The organism is Streptosporangium pseudovulgare, assembly GCF_014648055.1.
Lineage (GTDB): Bacteria > Actinomycetota > Actinomycetes > Streptosporangiales > Streptosporangiaceae > Streptosporangium > Streptosporangium pseudovulgare.
The window spans coordinates 43,857-63,763 of sequence record NZ_BMQJ01000011.1 but is presented as its reverse complement, the minus strand read 5'-3'; the positions used below and the strand labels follow the sequence as shown (position 1 = coordinate 63,763).

The 19,907-nt window shown below is 74.1% G+C and carries 15 protein-coding genes and 1 pseudogene; 7 read left to right on the top strand and 9 right to left on the bottom strand.

What is annotated here, in order from left to right:
- The first annotated feature begins 71 nt into the window (after window positions 1-71).
- The 3 genes from IEZ10_RS21705 to IEZ10_RS21695 are packed head-to-tail and all read left to right on the top strand — an operon-like array spanning window position 72 to window position 3,263.
- Window positions 72-1,241, top strand: coding sequence for a LolA family protein (locus IEZ10_RS21705; RefSeq protein ID WP_189248340.1), 1,170 nt, complete (start codon window positions 72-74; stop codon window positions 1,239-1,241).
- Between the two features lie 5 nt (window positions 1,242-1,246).
- On the top strand, window positions 1,247-2,257 hold the full coding sequence (locus IEZ10_RS21700) for an ABC transporter ATP-binding protein (RefSeq protein WP_189248514.1): 1,011 nt from the start codon (window positions 1,247-1,249) through the stop codon (window positions 2,255-2,257).
- The gene (locus IEZ10_RS21695) at window positions 2,244-3,263 is read left to right on the top strand and encodes an ABC transporter permease (RefSeq protein ID WP_189248339.1); all 1,020 of its coding nucleotides are present in this window, start codon (window positions 2,244-2,246) and stop codon (window positions 3,261-3,263) included. Before IEZ10_RS21700 ends, IEZ10_RS21695 begins: the two co-directional genes overlap by 14 nt.
- Before the next feature lie 57 nt (window positions 3,264-3,320).
- Here the strand turns inward: IEZ10_RS21695 and IEZ10_RS21690 are convergent, their stop codons facing one another.
- The 7 genes and pseudogenes from IEZ10_RS21690 to IEZ10_RS21665 all read right to left on the bottom strand — a co-directional run bounded on the left by IEZ10_RS21690 (window position 3,321) and on the right by IEZ10_RS21665 (window position 11,211).
- Window positions 3,321-5,603, bottom strand: a complete 2,283-nt coding sequence (locus tag IEZ10_RS21690; RefSeq protein WP_189248338.1) for a molybdopterin-dependent oxidoreductase — start codon at window positions 5,601-5,603, stop codon at window positions 3,321-3,323.
- Between the two features lie 73 nt (window positions 5,604-5,676).
- On the bottom strand, window positions 5,677-6,732 hold the full coding sequence (locus IEZ10_RS21685; RefSeq protein WP_229811495.1) for a 2Fe-2S iron-sulfur cluster-binding protein: 1,056 nt from the start codon (window positions 6,730-6,732) through the stop codon (window positions 5,677-5,679).
- 203 nt (window positions 6,733-6,935) lie between these two features.
- Entirely contained in the window at window positions 6,936-7,556 is a 621-nt protein-coding gene (gene paaD / locus IEZ10_RS21680; RefSeq protein WP_229811494.1) for a 1,2-phenylacetyl-CoA epoxidase subunit PaaD, read from the bottom strand.
- Window positions 7,553-8,419 (bottom strand): 1,2-phenylacetyl-CoA epoxidase subunit PaaC, encoded by an 867-nt coding sequence (gene paaC, locus IEZ10_RS21675; protein ID WP_229811493.1) that lies wholly within the window; start codon window positions 8,417-8,419, stop codon window positions 7,553-7,555. The genes paaD and paaC overlap by 4 nt, the downstream gene beginning before the upstream one ends.
- Window positions 8,416-8,733 (bottom strand): 1,2-phenylacetyl-CoA epoxidase subunit PaaB, encoded by a 318-nt coding sequence (paaB, locus tag IEZ10_RS39080; RefSeq protein WP_229811534.1) that lies wholly within the window; start codon window positions 8,731-8,733, stop codon window positions 8,416-8,418. The genes paaC and paaB overlap by 4 nt, the downstream gene beginning before the upstream one ends.
- A gap of 189 nt (window positions 8,734-8,922) precedes the next feature.
- A pseudogene (gene paaA, locus IEZ10_RS39075) lies at window positions 8,923-9,825 on the bottom strand (1,2-phenylacetyl-CoA epoxidase subunit PaaA); the annotation flags it as partial.
- 585 nt (window positions 9,826-10,410) lie between these two features.
- Complete coding sequence (locus IEZ10_RS21665; protein ID WP_229811492.1) at window positions 10,411-11,211, bottom strand: tryptophan 2,3-dioxygenase; 801 nt, start codon at window positions 11,209-11,211, stop codon at window positions 10,411-10,413.
- A 373-nt stretch (window positions 11,212-11,584) separates the two neighbouring features.
- On the opposite strand from IEZ10_RS21665, the gene IEZ10_RS21660 reads away from it, so the two are divergent.
- Entirely contained in the window at window positions 11,585-13,177 is a 1,593-nt protein-coding gene (locus tag IEZ10_RS21660; protein ID WP_189248335.1) for a benzoate-CoA ligase family protein, read from the top strand.
- Here the strand turns inward: IEZ10_RS21660 and IEZ10_RS21655 are convergent.
- The gene (locus IEZ10_RS21655) at window positions 13,174-13,749 is read right to left on the bottom strand and encodes an HIT family protein (protein ID WP_229811491.1); all 576 of its coding nucleotides are present in this window, start codon (window positions 13,747-13,749) and stop codon (window positions 13,174-13,176) included. The genes IEZ10_RS21660 and IEZ10_RS21655 overlap by 4 nt on opposite strands.
- Window positions 13,746-14,582, bottom strand: coding sequence for an arylamine N-acetyltransferase family protein (locus tag IEZ10_RS21650; protein WP_189248334.1), 837 nt, complete (start codon window positions 14,580-14,582; stop codon window positions 13,746-13,748). The genes IEZ10_RS21655 and IEZ10_RS21650 overlap by 4 nt, the downstream gene beginning before the upstream one ends.
- A 311-nt stretch (window positions 14,583-14,893) precedes the next feature.
- Between IEZ10_RS21650 and IEZ10_RS21645 the strand changes: the two genes are divergently transcribed.
- The 3 genes from IEZ10_RS21645 to IEZ10_RS21635 are packed head-to-tail and all read left to right on the top strand — an operon-like array spanning window position 14,894 to window position 19,822.
- Entirely contained in the window at window positions 14,894-16,687 is a 1,794-nt protein-coding gene (locus IEZ10_RS21645; RefSeq protein WP_189248333.1) for a non-ribosomal peptide synthetase, read from the top strand.
- Window positions 16,684-18,693 (top strand): B12-binding domain-containing radical SAM protein, encoded by a 2,010-nt coding sequence (locus tag IEZ10_RS21640; protein ID WP_189248332.1) that lies wholly within the window; start codon window positions 16,684-16,686, stop codon window positions 18,691-18,693. Before IEZ10_RS21645 ends, IEZ10_RS21640 begins: the two co-directional genes overlap by 4 nt.
- Window positions 18,683-19,822: an acyl-CoA dehydrogenase family protein gene (locus IEZ10_RS21635; protein ID WP_189248331.1), complete on the top strand. Its 1,140-nt coding sequence runs from the start codon at window positions 18,683-18,685 to the stop codon at window positions 19,820-19,822. Before IEZ10_RS21640 ends, IEZ10_RS21635 begins: the two co-directional genes overlap by 11 nt.
- Window positions 19,823-19,907 lie beyond the last annotated feature (85 nt).

Sequence of the window (19,907 nt, the reverse complement as noted above, 5' to 3'; positions counted from 1 at the left end):
TCAGCCTCGGCACAGGGTCGTTCGCGCAGGCTGACGGTGCAGGCAATGAAGCAATACCGTTAAGGAGTGATATGTCACAGCGAACGATGCGGGGCCGGGCCGTGAGGTGGGGTGTGCCGGTCGCCGCGATGGCGGTGGTCGCCGCGGCCGTCGGCGCCGGTCCGGTCATCGCCGCGGTCCAGGGCGACCCGACGCTGCCCGAACGCACCGCGAACCAGTTGCTGGCCGACGCCGTCCAGGCCGCCAAGTCCGGCCCGAAGCCCATGTCGGGCACGCTCGTGCAGACCGCCTCCTTCGGCCTGCCGGGACTGCCGGACATGGCCGGCCTCGGCGGCACCTCGCCCGCCGCCCTGCTCACCGGCTCCCACGAGCTGAAGGTCTGGTACGGCGGAGCCGACCGGATGCGGTTCGCCCTGCCGGGGCGGATGAGCGAGACCGACCTGATCGTCAACGGCGGCCAGGTGTGGCTGTGGGAGAGCGACGCCGAGAAGGCCACCCGGATCACCGGCGACACCGAGGCGGCCGCGCGTCCCGAGACGGCCGCGCCCACGGCCGTCACCCCGCAGCAGCTCGCCGACGAGCTGCTGTCCAAGCCCGGCACCGCGGTCGGCGTGACCAACACCGAGCGGGTCGCCGACCGCGCGGCCTACCAGCTCACCTTCGCGCCGAAGGACGCCTCGTCCCTGGTGCGCGAGGTCAGGCTGGCACTCGACGGGGAGACCCTCATCCCGCTGCGGGTCCAGGTCTACGCCAAGAGCGCCGCCGAGCCCGCCTTCGAGGTGGGCTTCACCTCCGTCGCCTTCACCCCGCCCGCACCCGGCAACTTCACCTTCACCCCGCCCCCGGGCGCCAAGGTCGAGGAGAAGCGGATCGACGACCTCACCGCCGTGGCCGGCAAGCGGGCCGAGCGGGCCGAGGGCATCAAGGAGGAGGCCAAGATCGTCGGCGAGGGCTGGACCGCGGTGGCGGTGCTGCCCTTCTCCGAGCAGGACCTCAAACGGCAGCTCCCGCCGGCGGACCAGGAGTTGCCGGGCGGCCGGGCTCCCAGGCAGGACGGCGGTCAGGGCGTCGGCGCCGTCGTCGACGCCGTGCTGAAGTCCGCCCAGCCCGTCAGCGGCCCGTGGGGCAGCGGCAGGGTCGTCCGGACCAAGCTGGTCTCCGCCCTGCTGACCGACGACGGCCGGCTGCTGGTCGGCGCCGTCACCCCGGAGAAACTGACCGAGGTGGCCGGGCAGAAGTGAGCGACATGCCAGGAGACACCGGCCTCCTGGCGGGCCGCCGCGGGGAGCGCTCCGTCGCTCCCCGCGGCGCGGGGCCCGCGCCGGAGGAGTGCTCGATCGTCACCCGCGGGCTGACCAAGCGGTTCCGCGGCGGCCAGGTCGCCGTGGACGCCCTCGACCTGGCCGTGCCCGGGGGCTCGGTCTTCGGTTTCCTCGGGCCGAACGGCTCGGGCAAGACCACCACCATCCGCATGCTGCTCGGCCTGGTCACGCCGACGGCCGGGACGTGGGAGCTGCTCGGCCGGCCGATGCCGGACGGGATGACCACGGTGCTGCCGCGGGTGGGGGCGGTGGTCGAGGGGCCCGCGTTCTACCCGTACCTGACGGGTGAGGCCAACCTGCGCCGCTACGACGCCGCCGACCCGGCGGCCGACCCGCGCACGGCCACGGCCCGGATCGGGCACGCCCTGGAACGGGTGGGCCTGACCGCCGCGGCCGGCAAGCGTTACCGGGCCTACTCGCTGGGCATGCGCCAGCGGCTGGCCATCGCCGCCGCGCTGCTGGAGCCCCGGGAGCTGCTGGTCCTGGACGAGCCGACCAACGGCCTGGACCCGCAGGGCACGCGCGAGGTGCGAGCACTGGTCAGGGAGATCGCCGCCGAGGGGACGACCGTGTTCGTCTCCTCCCACCTGCTGGCGGAGGTGGAGCAGATGTGCTCCCACGTGGCCGTCATGCGGACCGGGCGGCTGGTCGCGCAGGGCACCATCGCCGATCTCCTGGCGCGGGAGACGGTCCGGATCCGGGTGGAGACCCCCGACGTCGCCGGGGCGGTCGCGGTGCTGGCCGCCGCCGGGCTGACCGGGATCCGCGCCGGGGACGGCGAGGCCGACGCCGAACTGGACGCCGAGGAGCCCGAGCGGGTCTGCGCGGCCCTGGTGGCGGCGGGCGTCGCCGTACGGGGGCTGGGCGTACGGCGGCCCAGCCTGGAGGACGTGTTCGTGGGCCTGACGGGGGAGGGGTTCGATGTCGACGGTTAGCGGTCCGGTCCCGGTGACCGGAGCCGCCGGGGACGCGGCCGGGACGGCGGACGCCGCGGTGCCCGGCGGTCCCGGTGGCGCGGGCGGAGGAGCCGCGGCGGGAACGGCCGGCGGCGCGGTTCCGGCGGCGCGGGCGGCCGACGCGGTTACGGCGGTGCGGGCGGCCGGCGCGGTGCGGGCGTGGCTGCGGCTGCTCGGCTCCGAGCTGGGGATGATCTTCCGCAGGCCGCGGAACCTCGCCGTGCTGGCCGTGCTCGCCGCGGTCCCGGTGCTGCTCGGCCTGGCGCTGCGGCTGTTCACCGGCGTGGACGGCGGCGGCGGGGCGGGCGGGGGCGAGCTGGCGATCCTGGGACGGGTCACCGGGAACGCCCTCTTCCTCGCCTTCGCCGCGCTGAGCGTGCTGGTGCAGTTCATGCTGCCCGTGGCGGTCTCCGTGGTGGCCGGGGACTCCGTCGCCGGGGAGGCGGGCGCGGGCACGCTGCGCTACCTGCTGGTCGCCCCGGCGGGCAGGGCCCGGCTGCTGGCCGTCAAGTACGTGGGCGCCGTCGTCTTCTGCCTGGCCGCCGTCTCGACGGTCGTGCTGTCGGCGCTGCTGACCGGGCTGGCGCTGTTCCCGGTCGGCCCGGTCACGCTGCTGTCCGGCGCGACCGTGCCCTTCACCGACGGCCTGCTGCGGATGGGCCTGGTCGTGCTGTACGTCGCGGCGGGCATGGCGGCACTGGCCGCCGTCTCGCTGGCCATCTCCACGCTGACCGAGGTGGCCATCGGCGCCATCGCCGCCACCGTGGTGCTGGTCGTCGCCGCCCAGGTCCTCCGTGCCATCCCGCAGCTCGCCGACCTCCAGCCCTACCTGCTGACGCACTGGTGGACGGGGTTCGACGGGGTGCTGCGCGACCCGGTGGCCTTCGGCGACATGGGCCGGGGCCTGCTGGTCTTCGCCGCCTACACCGCGGTCGCGGGGTCGGTCGCCTGGGCCCGGTTCACCGGCAGGGACGTCACCTGCTGACTCCCCCGGAGGCGACCGCGACCGGAACCGCGGTCGCCCCGGGTCACGCGCCCTGGGTCACGCGCCTCGGGTCGTGAGCGTGACCGCGACCGGGCCCGCCGCCCGCGTGCCCGAGCCGGAGCAGGCGTCGCCGCCGGAGTCCTGGGTGGCCTGGGTGTCCTGGACGGCAGGGGCGACCGTGACGGGGACGCCGTTGAACACCGCGTTCCCCGACAGCGGGTCGATCACCGTCTCGTCGGTCAGCGCGTTGGCGTTGACCCCGGCGTGCTCGGCCGCGACCCGCAGGGAGCTCCCGGCGTGCCCCCACCCGTGGGGCAGGCTGACCACCCCGGGCATGATCGACTCGGTGGTCTCCACCGGCACGGTCAGCTCACCGGCGGCCGAACGCACCAGCGCCTCCCCGGCCAGGCCGAGCCGGGCCGCGTCGCTCGGGTGGACGTGCAGGGTGCAGCGGTTGCTGCCGCCGACCAGCGTGCCGACGTTGTGCAGCCAGCTGTTGTTGGACCGAAGCTGGCGCCGCCCGATCAGCACCATCTCCGGCGGGGCCGCGGCCAGCCGCCCGCGGAGTCGTTCCACCTCCGGGGCCAGCGGCTCCGGAGCCAGCTCCACCCGGCCCGACGGCGTGCACACCAGCTCCGCCAGCCGGGGCTGCAGCGGGCCCAGGTCGAGGCCGTGCGGGTTCTCCCGCAGCTTCGCCAGCGACAGGCCGTACGGGCCGAGCTGGAGTATCGCGTCCAGCATCAGCTCCGGGCCGCTGTCGCCGGTGAGGCCGGCGCGCAGCTCGGCCGGGTCACGGCCCTCGAACGGCGATCCGGGCGCCTGGACGGCCCCGCCGAGGATCTGCCCGACGATCATCTCGTCGAGCCCGGCCGGGTCGGCGTCCGCTCCCTGCCCGGCGGCGATCAGCGTCAGCTTCGCCAGGATCTCCGCCTCCGACAGCTGCCCCGGCTCCAGCGGCAGGATCGGCGGAGAGAACCGGGTGTAGTTGCGCACCGTCACGGTCAGCAGCAGGAAGTCGTAGTGCGGCATCTGCAGCATGCGCGGCGGCGGCAGGATGACGTTCGCGTGCCGGGTCGTCTCGTTCAGGTACGGGTCCACGCAGACCATGAAGTCCAGGCCGGCGAACGCCCGGTCCAGCCGGGGCCCGTTCGGCGCCGACAGCACCGGGTTGCCCGCGATCGTGATCAGCGCCCTGACCTGGCCCTCGCCCGGCGTCTCGATCTCGTCGGCCAGCGTCGCCACCGGCAGCTCGCCCATCGCCTCCGGCACGCCGCGGGCACGGCTGCGCCAGTTGCCCCCGCTGTACGGCTGGCCGGTGCGGAAGAACTCCAGCGCGGCGGTCCTGGTGAACATGACCCCGCCGGGACGGTCGAGGTTGCCGGTCAGCGTGTTGACCACGTCCACCAGCCACTGGGTGACGGTGCCGAACTCGGCGGTGCAGGTGCCGATGCGCGAGTAGACCGCGGCCGAAGGGGCGGCGGCCAGCTCGCGGGCCATCCGGATGATCTGCTCGGCGGGCACCCCGCAGACCCGGGAGACCGCCTCGGGGGTGAAGTCGTCCGCCAGCCGCCGCAGCTCGTCCAGGCCGCCGACCTCGACGCCGACCCGGTCGAGCGACGTCAGGTCCTCGGCGAGCAGGGTGTGGACGACGCCCATCAGCAGGAAGGCGTCGGTGCCGGGCCGGACGAAGACGTGCTCGTCGGCCATGGCCGCGGTCCGGGTGCGGCGCGGGTCGACCACGACGAGTTTGCCGCCCCGCGCCCGCAGCGCCTTGAGCCGGCCGGGGAAGTCCGGGGCCGCGCACAGCGAGCCGTTGGACACCGCCGGGTTGGCGCCGATCACCAGCAGGTGGTCGGTGCGGTCCAGGTCGGGCACGGCGATGGCCATCGCGTCGCCGTACATCAGGCCGCCGGCGACCTGCTTGGGGATCTGGTCGATGGTGCTGGCCGAGAAGACGTTGCGGGTGCCGAGCGACTGGGTGAGCGGCATCCGGTACATGAAACCGGCCATCGTGTGGAAGGTCGGGTTGCCGAAGTAGACGGCGAGGGCGTCGCGGCCGTGGGCGTCGATCACCCCGTTCAGGCCCTCGTGGACCGCGCGGAACGCCTCCTCCCAGGTGACCTCGCGCCAGTCGTCGCCCTCGCGGACCATCGGCGCGCGCAGCCGGTCGGGGTCCTCGTCGATGTGGCCGAGGCTCGCCCCCTTGGGGCAGACGAACCCCTTGGAGAACGGGTCGTCGGGGTCGCCCTTGACCGAGGTGACGCGTCCGGCGTCGTCGAGCGTCAGCCGCAGGCCGCAGACGGCGTCGCAGATGGGGCAGGTCCGGTGCGCGGTTCTCATGGGCCCTCCTGGCTCGTCGAGATCGTCATCGTGTGGTCGGGTCGCGCTCGTGGGACGTCCTCGTACGGCGTCCTCATACGACGTCGAAGTCGACGGTCACCCGGTCGCTCACGGGCACCGACCGGCACGTGAGCACGTAGCCCGCGGCCAGTTCCTCCTCGGTCAGCGCCCAGTTGCCGGTCATCCGCACCTCGCCGTCCACGACGCGGGCGCGGCAGGTGGCGCACACGCCGTTGCGGCACGAGTACGGCAGCTCCGGGCGGTGCGGCAGGGCGTCGTCGAGGATCGGCCGGTCCCCCCGGACGCGCAGCGTCGTGGCCCGGCCGTCCAGCAGGACCCGCACCTGGCGGCCCTGCCCGGCGGGCGGCGGTACGGCGGGCGTCGCGGGCGGAGGCTGCGGCCCGCCGGTGTGGAACAGCTCGGTGTGCACGGCGGCGCCGTCCCCGGCCACCTCCGCCAGCACCCGCCGCGCGTCGCGCACCATGCCCTCGGGCCCGCACAGGAACCACTCCCGCACCCGCTCCGGCGCGACGAGGCGGGTGAGGACGTCCGTCAGCCGGCCGGCGTCCAGCCGCCCCCCGGCCAGGCCGAGGCGCGGCTCCTCGCGGGAGAAGGAGTGCACCAGGTGCAGCCGCCCCGGGTGGCGGTCCTTGAGGTCGGCCAGCTCCTCGGCGAACATCATCGAGTCCGCGGTGCGGTTGCCGTACACCACCGTGAACGTGCTGCGCGGTTCCGTGGCCAGCGCGGCGGCGGCCAGCGACAGCACGGGCGTGATGCCGGAGCCGGCCACGACGGCCCCGTAGCACCGCCGCCGCGCCGGGTCGAACGCGGTGCCGAAGGCGCCCACGGGCGGCAGCACGTCCAGCGCGTCCCCGGCGGCGAGCGCGCCGGCGGCGTGGGAGGAGAACCGCCCGCCCGGCACGACGCGGACGCCGATCCGCATCGTGCCGTGCCGTTCCAGCTCGGCGGGGGTGGAGCAGAGGGAGTAGCTGCGGCGGGTCTCCACGCCGGAGATCACCGCCCGCACCGTGACGTGCTGGCCGGGAACGAAGGCGAAGGTCCCGCGCAGCCCGGCGGGGACGCCGAACGTCACCGCCACCGCGCTGCCGTCGGCCGCGACCGGCTCCACGGCGGTGACGGTCAGGCGGTGGAAGCGCAGCCGGGCGCGGGCCGGGACACCGGTCGTCGCGGCCGTCGCGGCCGACGTCGTCGTCCCGGGCGCCGCGGGAGCCCCGGGCGCCGCGGGAGCTCCGGGTGCCGCGGGAGCTCCGGGTGCCGCGGAGGTCCCGGGTCCCGTGGCCGCGGGGGGCGCCGGAGTCGTCGTGGCCGTCATCAGTGGCCCTTCATGTGCTCGAACGGCTCGCCGCAGGCGCGGCAGCGCCACAGCGACCGGCACGCCGTGGCGCCGGCTCGGGTGATCTCCTCGGTCGCGGCCCCGCCGCAGCGCGGGCAGCCGGGGAGGTACGGCGGGCGCGGCGAGATGGTGAGCAGCGGCAGCGCGCGGGCCCGGGGCGGGACGCCGGTCGCCTCCGCCGCGCCTTCGGGGGAAGCCGCGCCCTCCGGGGAGGCCGCGCCCGCCCGGGGAACCCCGCCCGCCGGGTCCGGGGCGGCCGGGGGCGGCGGGGCGATGCCGGTGGCGGCGAGCTTCGCGCGGGCGGTCTCGTCCAGCCAGTCGGTCGTCCACGGCGGGGAGAGGGAGGTGACGATCTCGACGTCGGGGAAGCCCGCGTCCCGCGCCGCCGCCGTGATGCCGGACCGGATGACCTCCAGCGCGGGGCAGCCGAGATAGGTGGGCGTGATCGTGACGACCACCCGGCCGCCGGGCCCGACCGTCACGTCCCGCAGCACGCCCAGCTCCCCGATGGACAGCACCCGCAGCTCCGGGTCGGGCACGGCCGCCACCGCGGCCCGCACCCGGGCCTCGGGGCCGGCGGTCAGGGTGTGGCCGGTCACCAGCGGGCTCCCGGGTGGGTGCGGTGCACGTACTGCAGTTCGGCGAGCAGGTGGCCGAACGCCTCGGTGTGCGTGCCGCGGCGGCCGCCCGTCGGCGCCCAGCCGTCCTCGGGACGGCGCAGCGTCGCCTCGCGCAGCACCCGCTCGACCGGCTCCAGCCACGCGCCGCGCAGCCCGGCCGGATCGACCGTTCCGGGCACCGGCGGGAACGGCTCGAACAGTTCGTGGGTGAAGGGCCACACCTCGTCGACGGCGGCCTGCATCCGCCGGTGGGACTCGGCGGTGCCGTCGCCCAGCCGCAGCGTCCAGGTCACGGCGTGGTCGGTGTGGTAGGCCGTCTCCTTGGCCGCCTTGGCGGCGATGCCGGCCAGTCGCGGGTCGGCCGAGGACGACAGCGCCGTGTAGAGGAGATGCTGGTAGGCGCCGAAGAACAGCATCTTGGCGACGGTCACGGCGAAGTCGCGGTCGGGAAGCTCGACGAGCTGGACGTTGCGGAAGTCGCGCTCGTCGCGCGTGTAGGCCAGCGCGTCCTCGTCGCGGCCCAGCCCTTCCAGCTCGCCCGCGTACGACAGCAGCGCCCGCGCCTGGCCGAGCAGGTCCAGCGCGATGTTGGCCAGGGCGACGTCCTCCTCCAGCTGCGGGGCCCGCGCGCACCACTCCGCCACCCGCTGGGCGGCGACCAGCGCGTCGTCCCCGAGCCCGAGCACGTAACCGGGCAGACCGGGCTCCTCGGCGAGAAGGCCCCGGGCGCCGGAACCCCGCGTGACGAAACCGGGCCCGGCGGATCCCGGTACGGTGAACCCCCGCGCGCCCGGGTCTCCCGCGGCGTCCGGCCCGGCCGGTGGGGCGGTCGGCTCGTTCACAGGTGCTTCACCCCTTCGGGCAGGTCGAAGAAGGAGGGGTGCCGGTACGTCTTGTCGGCCGCCGGGTCGAAGAAGGCGTCCCGCTCGTCCGGGCTCGACGCGGTGATGGCTCCCGCCGGCGCGACCCAGACGGACACGCCCTCACCCCGGCGCGTGTACAGGTCGCGGGCGTTGCGCAGCGCCGTCGCGGCGTCGGCGGCGTGCAGGCTTCCGGCGTGCGCGTGGGCGAACCCGCGGCGCGCCCGCACGAACACCTCCCACAGCGGCCAGTCGCTCCGCGGAACCCCCGGGGCGCCGGTGGTCTCGGCGGCCATTGGGATCCCGGCGTTCCGCGTCGTCTCCACGGTCTCCGCGATCTCTGCGATCTCCGCGGCCTCCGGGGCGCCCGGGGACGCGGCGGTCTCCGCGGTCTTCGGGACGTCCGGGGACGCGGCGGTCTCCGCGGTCTCCGCGGCTTCCAGGGCCTCCGGGGAGGCGGGCGGCTCACCGTACGGCTCCGCGGGGTGTTTGGCGGCGTAGGCCGCCGCGGCCTCGCGCACCCAGGCGCCCTCCTCGTGGGCGCGCCGCCGGTGGGCCATGCGCTGGCGGTTGCACGGCCCGTCGCCCGCGACGACCCGCATGAGCTCGTCGTAGTCGGGCGGGGTGAAGTCGTAGTGCCCGCGCTCGGGGTTCCAGCGCAGCGCAGGGTCCGGCAGTTCGACGCCGAGGATCTCGGCCTGCGGCACGCAGATGTCGACGAACCGCTGCCGCAGCTCGTCGTTGGGGGCGCGCTTGATGCGCCACGCCAGCGACAGGTCCGAGCGGGTGGACCTGTCCCTCGGCAGCCCGAACATCGCCAGCGCCGGGTACCACCAGCGGGCGACCGCGTCCCGCAGCATCTCCCGCTGCGCGGGGGTGCCGCGCGACAGCGCGTACAGGATGTCGAAGCCCTGCCGGTGGTGGAACGACTCCTCCCGGCAGACGCGCACCAGCGCCCGCGCGTACGGGCCGTAGGAGGTGCGGCACAGCGACACCTGGTTGACGACGGCCGCGCCGTCCGTCAGCCAGGCGAGCGCCCCGACGTCGGCCCAGGTGAGCGTCGGGTAGTTGATGAACGACAGGTACTTCTGCCGCCCGGCGTGCAGCTCGTCCAGCAGCCACTCGCGGGTGACGCCCAGGGTCTCGGCCGTGGAGTAGAGGTAGAGCCCGTGACCGGCCTCGTCCTGCACCTTCGCGATCAGGATCGCCTTGCGCATGAGGGTGGGGGCGCGGCCGATCCAGTTGGTCTCCGGCTGCATGCCCATGATCTCGGAGTGCGCGTGCTGCGCGATCTGCCGCAGCAGGGCCCGCCGGTAGCCGTCGGGCATCCAGTCCCGCGGCTCGACCTTCCCGTCCGCCGCGATCAGCGCCTCGAACCGCTCCCGCTCCGCCGTCCCTGCGCCGGTGACGCCGCCGTCCCGGGTCTCGTCGCCGTCTCCGGCCCCGGGGCGGTCCGTCCGCGGCTCCGCGCCGGCCGTGCCCGTCCCGGCGGGAGCCGTGCCCGTCCCGGAGGGGCCCCGTACGGCCGCGGCCGCGGTGAGCTCCCGCTCGGCCGCGTCCACCTCCGCGAGAAGCTCCTCGGTCCCGAACGCCCGGTCCCCGCCCCCGGACGCCGCCCCCGCCGGTCCGGGCTCTTCGGCGCCGAACGGCGACGGCCTCCCGGCCGGACTTCCGACGATCTTCACCCCTGCCCCTCTCCGAAAGCTCCCCGGGTCGCCGGGGCACCAGGTCACGGTGCTACCGCCGCCGAAGCGGGCTCCCTTCCGGCCGGTACGGCTGCTCGGCCATCTCAGCTTCATCCCGCCCGGTTCGCCCCGCATCTTTGGGATTGCGGTGTGCCGCGCCGTACGGCCGCGCCGTCATGCCGTGCGCGGGCCGTACGGCCGTGCGACCGTGCCGGACGAGGCCGCGCGACCGTGCCGGACGAGGCCGCGGGGGCGCGCCGCCACGCCCGGAGGAGGTCCCGCCGGTGCTCAGAGGCCGTCGCGCACGGCCCACAGGTCGGGGAAGGCGGGGGCGGAGACGGTCCGGTAGAGGTACGGCGCGCCCGACGAGCCGCCGGTGCCGGGCCGGTGGCCGATGATCCGCTCGACCATCTTCACGTGGCGGTAGCGCCACTCCTGCACGTCCTCGTCCAGGGACAGCAGCTGCTCGAAGATCCGCGCCGCGAACCCTCCGTCCCGGCAGGCCGTGAGCAGCACCGCCCGCAGCCGCTCCGAGGGCTCCGCCGGCCGGGCCACGTCCCGGCCGAGCAGGTCCGGCGGCACCGGATAGCCCTGCGTGGCGAGGTAGCGCAGGAACGAGTCGAGCAGGGAGGGGCGGCTCATCGCGGCCTCGATCCGGGCCCGCTCCGGGGAGCCCTCCTCGAAGGACTGCGCCGTCCGGGGGTCGCGCCGCCCCAGCACCGCCTCGATCTCCCGGAACTGCGCGGACTGGAACCCGCTGCTGCCCCCCAGCTCGGGGCGGAAGGCCGCGAACTGGGTCGGGGTCATCGTCTCGATCACGTCGATCTGGGCGATCACGGCCCTGAGGACGGCCAGCGTCCGGCGCAGCGTCTGCAGCGCGTGGACCGAGTCACCGCCCGACAGCTCCTCCTGCAACCTGGCGAGCTCGTGCAGCAGCTCCTTGAACCACAGCTCGTGGACCTGGTGCACGATGATGAACAGCACCTCGTCGTGCTTGTCGGTCAGCGGCCGCTGCGCCGCGAGGACCTCGTCCAGGGCGAGGTAGGAGGAGTACGTCAGCGCGGTGGACTGGTCGGCGGTCACGGGCACGGGTCCCCTCGTCGGAAATCACGCCTCGTCGGAGGACTCGCCGAAGGAGCCTCATCGAGGACTCATCGCAAGGAACGAAAGGGGCGCGCACCCCGGCGGGGATGCGCCGGGGGAACTCCGCCGGCCGTCCCACCCGGCCAAGCTATAAGGCGTTCCACACCCCGGCAAGGGACGCCGTTGCGGCGTCGCAGTCCCGGCAATCACGAAGAAAAGCCACCGGCGTGCGGCGGCGGGCACCGCACGCTGGAAGATGCGCCGCCACCGGGACCGGCCGGACGATGTCGCAGTGGTGCGGGCGACGCCGTCCGCCACCGGCGGCCGGGCCGCCCCCACCGGTCCGTGCCCGGCCCAGCGCGTGACCCGAGGAGGACGCATGAGGGGCTCCGGAGCCGAGACCGGTTCGACGCTGCTCCAGGACGGCCCGGCCGCGCGGCCGGACGGCCTCCTGACGCGCTACGAGGACATCCCCCGCGAGTTCAACATCGCCTCGCACTTCCTGGACCGCGGCGACGGGCGGCGGACCGCCCTGATCACCGCCGCCGGTCCCGTCACCTACGGCGAACTGCGGGCGCTGGCCAACCGGGCGGGTCACGCGCTGCTCGCGCTGGGCGTGCGGCGCGGCGACCGGGTGCTGCTCGCGCTCGGCGACGGGGTGGAGTTCGTCGCCGCCTGGTACGGCGCGCAGAAGATCGGCGCCGTCACCGCCGAGGTCTACACCTACCTGCAGCCCAAGGACTACCGCTACTACGCCGAGTACGCCGAGCCCGCCGTCGTGGTGGCCGACGCGGTGACCCTGGGCCGGCTCCGGGAGGCGGGGGTGACGAACCTGCTGGTGACCGGGGTGGCGCCGGACGCGCTGCGCCCGGGGGAGCACTGCTTCGAGACGCTGCTGGCCGCCCAGCCGGCCGAGCTGGCCGCCGCCCCGACGACCCGCGACGACGTCGCGATGTGGCGGTTCACCAGCGGCAGCACCGGCGCCCCCAAGGCGTGCGTGCTGGCCGCCCGCAGCGCCGCCCTCAGCTTCGAGTGGTTCGCGCGCGGTGTGCTGGACATCCGGCCCGACGACGTCGTGCTGCCGGTGCCCAAGCTGTTCTTCGGCTACGCCAACAACATGACCGCGTTGTTCCCGCTGGGGGTGGGCGCGGCCGGGATCGTCTTCCCCGAGCGCAGCACCGCCGACCGGATCTTCGAGCTGATCGCCGAGCACCGTCCCACCATCCTGGTCAACGTGCCGACCATGATGAGCGCGATGGTCTCCCATCCCGAGGCCGCCCGGCAGGATCTCAGTTCGATCCGGGTGTGCATCTCGGCGGGGGAGGCCCTGCCCGTGGAGCTGCACCGCCGGTGGCTGGACACCTTCGGCGTCGAGGTCATCGACGGCATCGGCTCGTCGGAGTCGTTCCACGGCTACGTGTGCAACCGGCCCGGCGGCGTCCGCATGGGCAGCCTCGGCCAGGTCGTGCCCGGCTACCGGGTGCGGGTGGTGGACCGGGACGGCGAGCCGCTGCCGGACGGCGAGACCGGGCTGCTGGAGGTGACCGGCGAGACCGTGGCGCTGGAGTACTGGCGCTCGCCGGAGAAGTCGGCCCGGACGTTCGTCGCCCCGCACACCGTGCGCTCGGGCGACCTGTTCACCCGCGACGCCGAGGGCTACTTCCACTACAAGGGCCGGGTGGACGACCTGCTGCGGGTCGGCGGCAAGTGGGTCGCCCCGGCCGAGGTGGAGAACTGCCTGCTGGGCCACCCGGCGGTCGCCGAGTGCGCGGTGGTCGGCTACCAGGTGGACGGGCTGACCCTGCCGCGCGCGTTCGTGGTGGCCGCGGGCGAGGTCACCGCGCGGGAGCTGCAGGACTTCGTCCGGGCCCGGCTCGCGCCGCACAAGTACCCGAGGGACGTGCGGTTCGTCGACGAGCTGCCCGAGACCGCCTCCGGCAAGCTGAACCGCCTGGCCCTGCGCGAGGACTAGGTTCCACCCTGCAGACCGTCCTGCGGGCAGGTGCTCAGAGCACGCCTGATCTTCGCGGCCAGGGCGGCGGCCTCCTGGGGCGTGTGCTCGACGACCCCGTTCTCCGACATGAGCGCGTGGTACTGCTGCCGCTCGTACGGGACCCCCGGGGGCAGGGCGGCGATGTGCCAGTGCAGGTGGGAGTTCCCCTCCTGGCTGCCCAGGGACAGCAGATACGTCCGCTCGCAGGGCACACTCGCCTCCAGGGCGCGGGCCACTCGGCGCACCACCCGCATCATCGCGGTGAACCCCTCCTCGTCGAGGTCCCGGACGACGTGTTCGACGTGGGCCATGGGCGCCACGAGGACATAGCCGGGCAGAGCCGCGAAGCGGGCGAGGAAACCGATGTGCGTGCCGTCGTCGTAGACGATCTCCTCCGGCTGACCAGGATCTCCACTGACGATCGCGCAGATGAAGCACGGTCCCGTCCGGGAGCGGCGGCTGTAGCCCTCCACATCGAAGGGCACGCGCCGGACCGGGTCGGCCACGATCGCTTCCTGGCCGTGGGGCCGTTCGGCCGGTGTCGACGTCACGGTTCCAAGGGTGCGGGGGGCGGGGGTAGTTCGTCCAGTTCCAGGCCGAACCAGGTGCGGTAGGCCGCCCGCACCTCCTCGTCGCCCGCGAGGACCCGCTTCTCCCGCCGGCCCGCCTCCCGCACCGACAGCGTGTCGCCGCTCAGGGTGACCCGGCCGGTGGGGGTGGGCAGCGTGCAGTACAGGTGGGTCAGGTGCGGGGAGCCGGGGAAGTTGCAGTACCACCACCACATGTGCGTGAAGTCCTCGACCGTCCGGGGACGCGCCTCGATCCGGTACTGCGGGACCTCGTCGCGCAGCAGGTCGAGGTCGCCGTACGGGGCGCCGCCGGCGAGCCGGAACACCCCGTGCGGGTCGGCCTGCGGCTCGGAGGAGTCGAACCGCAGCGGCCGCCGGGCGCCCCGGCCGTAACCGACGTCCACCAGCCACGGGTACGGTGAGTCGGCGGCGACGACGCGCAGCAGCATGTGCCCGAGCACCGGGCCGGGCACGCCGTGCTCGATCACCCGCCCGGCGAGCACGGTGACGTCGTAGCCGAGGGCGCGCAGCAGCTCGGAGAAGGCCCCGTTGAGCTCGTAGCAGGTGCCGCCGCGCCGCCTCGTGACGATCTTCTCGATGGCGCCGGCGCCGATGTCCATCGGCTTGCGCAGGTGGAAGTCGACGTTCTCGAACGGCACCGCCATGACGTGCCGCTCGTGGAGCTCGGCGAGCGCCTCGGCGGTGGGCCGCGCGGGACGGCGGGCGCCGATGCGCGCGAGGTAGGCCGTCACGGTCCGCCCGTCCAGCGTCCCCGGCCCGGTGTCCGTCTCCTCGGCCCGCAACGTGAAAGTCATTCCCGCGCCCCCATCGTCCGCCGATCCGTCGCTGAACAACCCTGGCGCGGGAAAACGCCGCGCGCATCTCCGGAATTGCGGAACGGTGATTTTCCACCCGCATTGTCCGCCCGCCGTACCGGGCCTTCTCCCCATCGCAATTCAAGAGATGCGTCCCGCCGAGACCGCAGGTGACGATACGACCGTTACCGTCACCTGCGGCGTGAAAAGGGCCCGTGCTCCAGTGAATTGATCGCCTCTGCCGCCCGTCTCCGCCGCGCCGGGCGAGGCGGCCGACCTTTCACGCGGGAAATCGGAACTTGGAGGCAAAATTGACCGAGGCGAGCACTGCGGTCCGTGGCGCGCACGAGGCCGTGACCGCGCGCGTCGCGTGGTGGGCGCAGGTGCAACCGCACCAGCCCGCCGTCACGCACGCCGGAACCGTGCTGACCTACGCTGAACTGTACGAACGTTCCTGCCGGCTGGCCGCGGCGCTGCGTGCCCGCGGCGTCACCCGGGGCACGCTCGTGGCCCTGGCCCTGGAGCGCTCGCCCGACCTGGTCGTCGCCGCCCTGGGGGTGCTGCTCGCCGGCGGCGCGTACGTCGGCACCGACGTCGACGAGCCGGACGCCCGGCTGGCCTCGATCCTCGACGACGCGGGCGTCCCGCTGGTCGTCACGCGCGCGGCCGCCGCCGCCCGGTTCGCCGGCGGCCCGGCGCGGGTGCTGACGGTCGAGGAGGCCCTCCGCGGCGATCCCGACGGGGGCGACGCCGCCGAGATCTCCGAGCCGGAGCCGGGCGACCTGTGCTACGTCGTCTACACCTCCGGTTCGACCGGCGTCCCCAAGGGCGTCCTGCTGCCGCACGAGGGCCTGACGAACCTGGTCACCTGGCACCGGCGGACCTTCGAGGTGCGGCCGGGGGACCGGATGACCCAGCTCGCCCGGCCGTCCTTCGACGCCTGGGCGCTGGAGGTGTGGCCCTGCCTGGCCGCCGGCGCCACCCTGTGCATCGTCGAGGGCAGGCTGCCCGACTCCCCGGCCGACTTCGTGCGCTGGCTCGCCGGCGAGCGGATCACCGTCTGCTTCCTCACCACCGCGCTGGCCGCCGAGATGCTCGACCAGGACTGGCGGGGGTACGGCGGCGCGCTGCGGGTGATGCTGACCGGCGGGGAGAAGCTGCACCGCCACCCGCCGCTGGGCCTGCCGTTCCGGCTGTTCAACCTGTACGGGCCGACCGAGACGACGGTCGTCGCCACCTTCGCCGAGGTGCAGCCGCGCGCGAAGCGTGACGAGGTCCCGCCGATCGGCCGGCCGCTGCCCGGCATGCGGGCCTACGTCCTGGACTCGCGGCGCCGTCCGGTGCCGCCCGGCACCGCGGGCGAGCTGCACATCGGCGGGACCGGCGTGGCCCGCGGCTATCTCGACCGGCCGGAGCTCACCGCCGAGCGGTTCCTCGCCGACCCGTTCGTCCCCGACGGCGACGCCCGCATGTACGCCACCGGGGACCTGGTGCGCGAGCTGCCCGACGGCTCGCTGGACTTCATCGGCCGCGCCGACGACCAGGTGAAGCTGCGCGGCTTCCGCATCGAGCTCGGCGAGGTCGAGGCGGCGCTGCACCGGCTGCCCGGGGTGCGCGAGGCCGTCGCCGTCAAGCACGACACCGGAGACCGGCTCGTCGCGTACGTGGTGCCCGCCGGTCCCGGCGACCCGCTCGACACGGCGGACGTCCGGCGCGACCTGGCCGAGTGGCTGCCCGACTACATGGTGCCGCAGGCCGTCGTGTCCCTGGAGTCGCTGCCGCTGACCCCGCACGGCAAGGCCGACCGCCGGGCGCTGGCCGCCCGTCCGCTGCCCGCGCAGGCCCCGGCCGCGCAGGCCGCGCCGGACTTCCGTACCGACGCCGAGCGGCTGATGGCCGCCCTGTGGTGCGACGTGCTGCAGATCACCTCGGTGAGCAGGGACGACAGCTTCTTCGACCTGGGCGGCGACTCCCTGCAGGCGATGCGCCTGGCGACGCGCGCCAGGGAACGCGGCATCCGGCTGGGCGCCGACGACCTCTTCGAGTACGACGTGCTCCACGAGCTGGCCGCGTGGATCACCGAGACGGGGGAGGCGGGGGCATGAGGCCGCTGAAGGTCAGCCTCGTCGAGCTGTCGGTCTACGCCAACACCCTGCCGCTGGCCGCGGGCTACCTGCAGGCCTACGCGCAGCAGGACGAGGACGTCGCCGCGGCCTGCAGCTTCACCATCCACGCGCCCGAGGTGAAGACCCCGGTCGAGGACCTGGTGGCGCTGATGCTGGAGGCCGACGCCGACGTCTACGCGATGAGCTGCTACCTGTGGAACATGCGGCGGATGAAGGCGCTGCTGGACGAGCTGGTACGGCTCCGCCCCGACGCCTGCTTCATCCTGGGCGGCCCGCAGGTGATGAACCACGCCGCCGAGTACGTCCCCGCGGACTGGGAGAACGTCGCGGTGTGCAACGGCGAAGGTGAGAAGCCGTTCACCGCCTTCCTGCGCGAGGTGGCCGCCACCGCCCCCGGGAGCGTCCCCGACCTGGGCCGGGTGCCCGGGATCAGCTTCTGGTCCGACGGCGCGCTGGTCACCACCGACAAGCCCGCCCGCATCAAGGAGCTCGACGAGATCCCCTCGCCGTTCGCCGCCGGGGTCTTCGACGGCGGCGAGTACGTCTTCGCCGTGGTGGAGACCAACCGGGGCTGCCCCTTCCGCTGCTCGTACTGCTACTGGGGCGCGGCCACCAACGACAAGGTGCACCGCTGGGAGCTGGACCGCGTCAAGTCGGACCTGACGTGGATCAGCGAGCACGGCATCGAGAGCATCTTCCTCGCCGACGCCAACTGGGGGGCGCTGCCCCGCGACGTCGAGCTGACCCGGCACATGGTCGAGTGCAAGGAACGCAACGGCTACCCGCTGATGGTCACCATGCAGGCGGCCAAGAACCGGCCGGACCGGGTCACCGAGATCACCGAGATCCTCGTCGAGGGCGGCATGCTGACCAGCCAGCCGGTGTCGCTGCAGACCCTCAGCCCGCAGACCCTCGACCTGGTCGAGCGGTCCAACATCAAGGAGTCCACCTACGTCGAGCTGCAGTCGAAGCTGCGCGAGAAGCAGATCAGCTCCTACACCGAGCTGATCTGGCCGCTGCCGGGGGAGACCCTGGACTCCTTCCGGGAGGGCATCGGCAAGCTGTGCCGTACCGGCGCCGACGCGGTGGTGGCCTACCCGCAGCTGTTGCTGCGCAACACCCCGATGTACGAGCGGCGCGAGGCCCTGGGCGTCGTCACCGTCCGGGTGGACGACCCGGTGGCCGAGGCCGACGTGGTGGTCGCGACGAACTGGGTGACCCGCGACGAGTTCAAGGCCGGCGTGTGGTTCTACTACGCGGTGATCAGCCTGTACAACGCCCGCGCCGCCTTCTACGTCGCCCGCGAGCTGGACCGGGCGGGGACGTGCTCGCACACCGACTTCCTGACGATGGCCGCCGACTACTTCCGGCGCCGCACCGACACCGAGATCTGCCGCTTCTTCGACGAGTCGGTGGAGACCCTCGGCAACTACGACATCAACAACATCGGCAAGGTGCTGCACTACGTGCTGCACTCCCACCGGGCCGAGATGGACACGCTGCTGGAGGGGTTCCTGCGGGAGCGGGGCTGGCTGGCCGACCGCCGGGTGCGGATCGCCTTCGAGCTGGACCTGCTGGCCCGGCCGTACGTCTACCGGGAGGCGGTGGCCGAGCCGACCGTCGCGCTGGAGCACGTGCGGGTGGTCTCGCGGGGCCGCCACGACCTGGTGGCGGAGCTGCCGGCCGAGGCGGTGGAGATGCTGTCGTCGTTCGAGACGGTGCCGGGCCTGGTCGTCACGGAGGAGCCCCGGGACCTCGCCGTGGACCTCACGGCGGACCTGTCCGGGTTCGGAGCGTACGGCGCGGACGCGGTACGGCTGCGCGTGAACCACGCGGGCCGGCACAAGATGCCCTACCCGCGCCGTCGCAGCCTGGACCACAACGCCGCGTACTGCCAGGTGATGATGAACCGGCTGCGTGACATCCTGCCGTCCTGGACGCCGGTGGTGCCGGACGCGGTCGCCGGAGCCATCGATGCGCCGTGACGTGTTCACCGACGAGCACGAGGCGTTCCGCGACCTGGTGAGGACCTTCGTGGCCAAGGAGATCCTGCCCTCCTACGCCCGCTGGGAGGAGGAGGGCGGCGCCGACCGCGAGGTGTGGCGCAGGGCGGGCCGGTGCGGCCTGCTCGGGATGGACGTCGGCACCGAGTACGGCGGGGGCGGCGACCCCGACTACCGCCACCACGTGATCCTGACCGAGGAGCTGGCCCGCGCCGGGGTGTACGCCCCGGCGCTGTCCCTGCACAACGAGATCGCCGGCATGTACCTGCGCACCCTGGCCACCGAGGAGCAGAGGCGGCGCTGGCTGCCCGGGTTCTGCTCCGGGGACCTGGTGACGGCGATCGCGATCACCGAGCCGGACGCCGGCAGCGACGTGCAGCGGCTGCGCACCCGGGCGGTGCGCGACGGCGACCGGTACGTGCTCAACGGGCAGAAGACGTTCATCACCAACGGCTCGGCCGCCGACCTGTTCCTGGTGGTCGCCCGCACCGGCGGCGGCCCGGCGGCCTCCGGCGCCAGCGTGCTGGTCGTGGAGGCCGACCGGCCCGGCTTCACCCGGGGCCGCAAGCTCGACAAGATCGGCATGCGGGCGATGGACACCGTCGAGCTGTTCTTCGACGACGTCGAGGTCCCGGCCGCCAACCTCCTGGGCAAGGAGGGCCGGGCCTTCGCCTACATGATGCGCACCCTGCGCCAGGAGCGGATGATGATCGCGGTGGCGGCGCTCGCCGCGGCCGAGAAGGTCATGGAGGACACCCTCGCCTACTGCCGGGAGCGCGAGGTCTTCGGCCGGCCCGTCGGCCACCACCAGTACAACCGCTTCGTGCTCGCCGAGCTGGCCACGGCGCTGGCGGTGGCCCGCGCGTTCACCGACCGCTGCGTCGCCGAGCACGCGGCCGGGCGGCTGGCCGCCGAGGAGGCGGCCATGGCCAAGTGGTGGAACACCGAGCTGTGCCAGAAGGTGGTGGACCGCTGCCTGCAACTGCACGGCGGCTACGGCGTCGTGCGCGACTTCCCGGTGGCCCGCGCGTTCGTCGACACCCGCGTGCAGACCATCTACGGCGGGACCACCGAGGTCATGAAGGAGATGATCGGCCACTCGCTGATCTGAGCGGCCGGTCGGAGGTGAAAGGGATGACCGGCCGTTCACTGATCCGAGCGGCCGGTCGGAGGTGAAGGGGATGACCGGTCGCTCG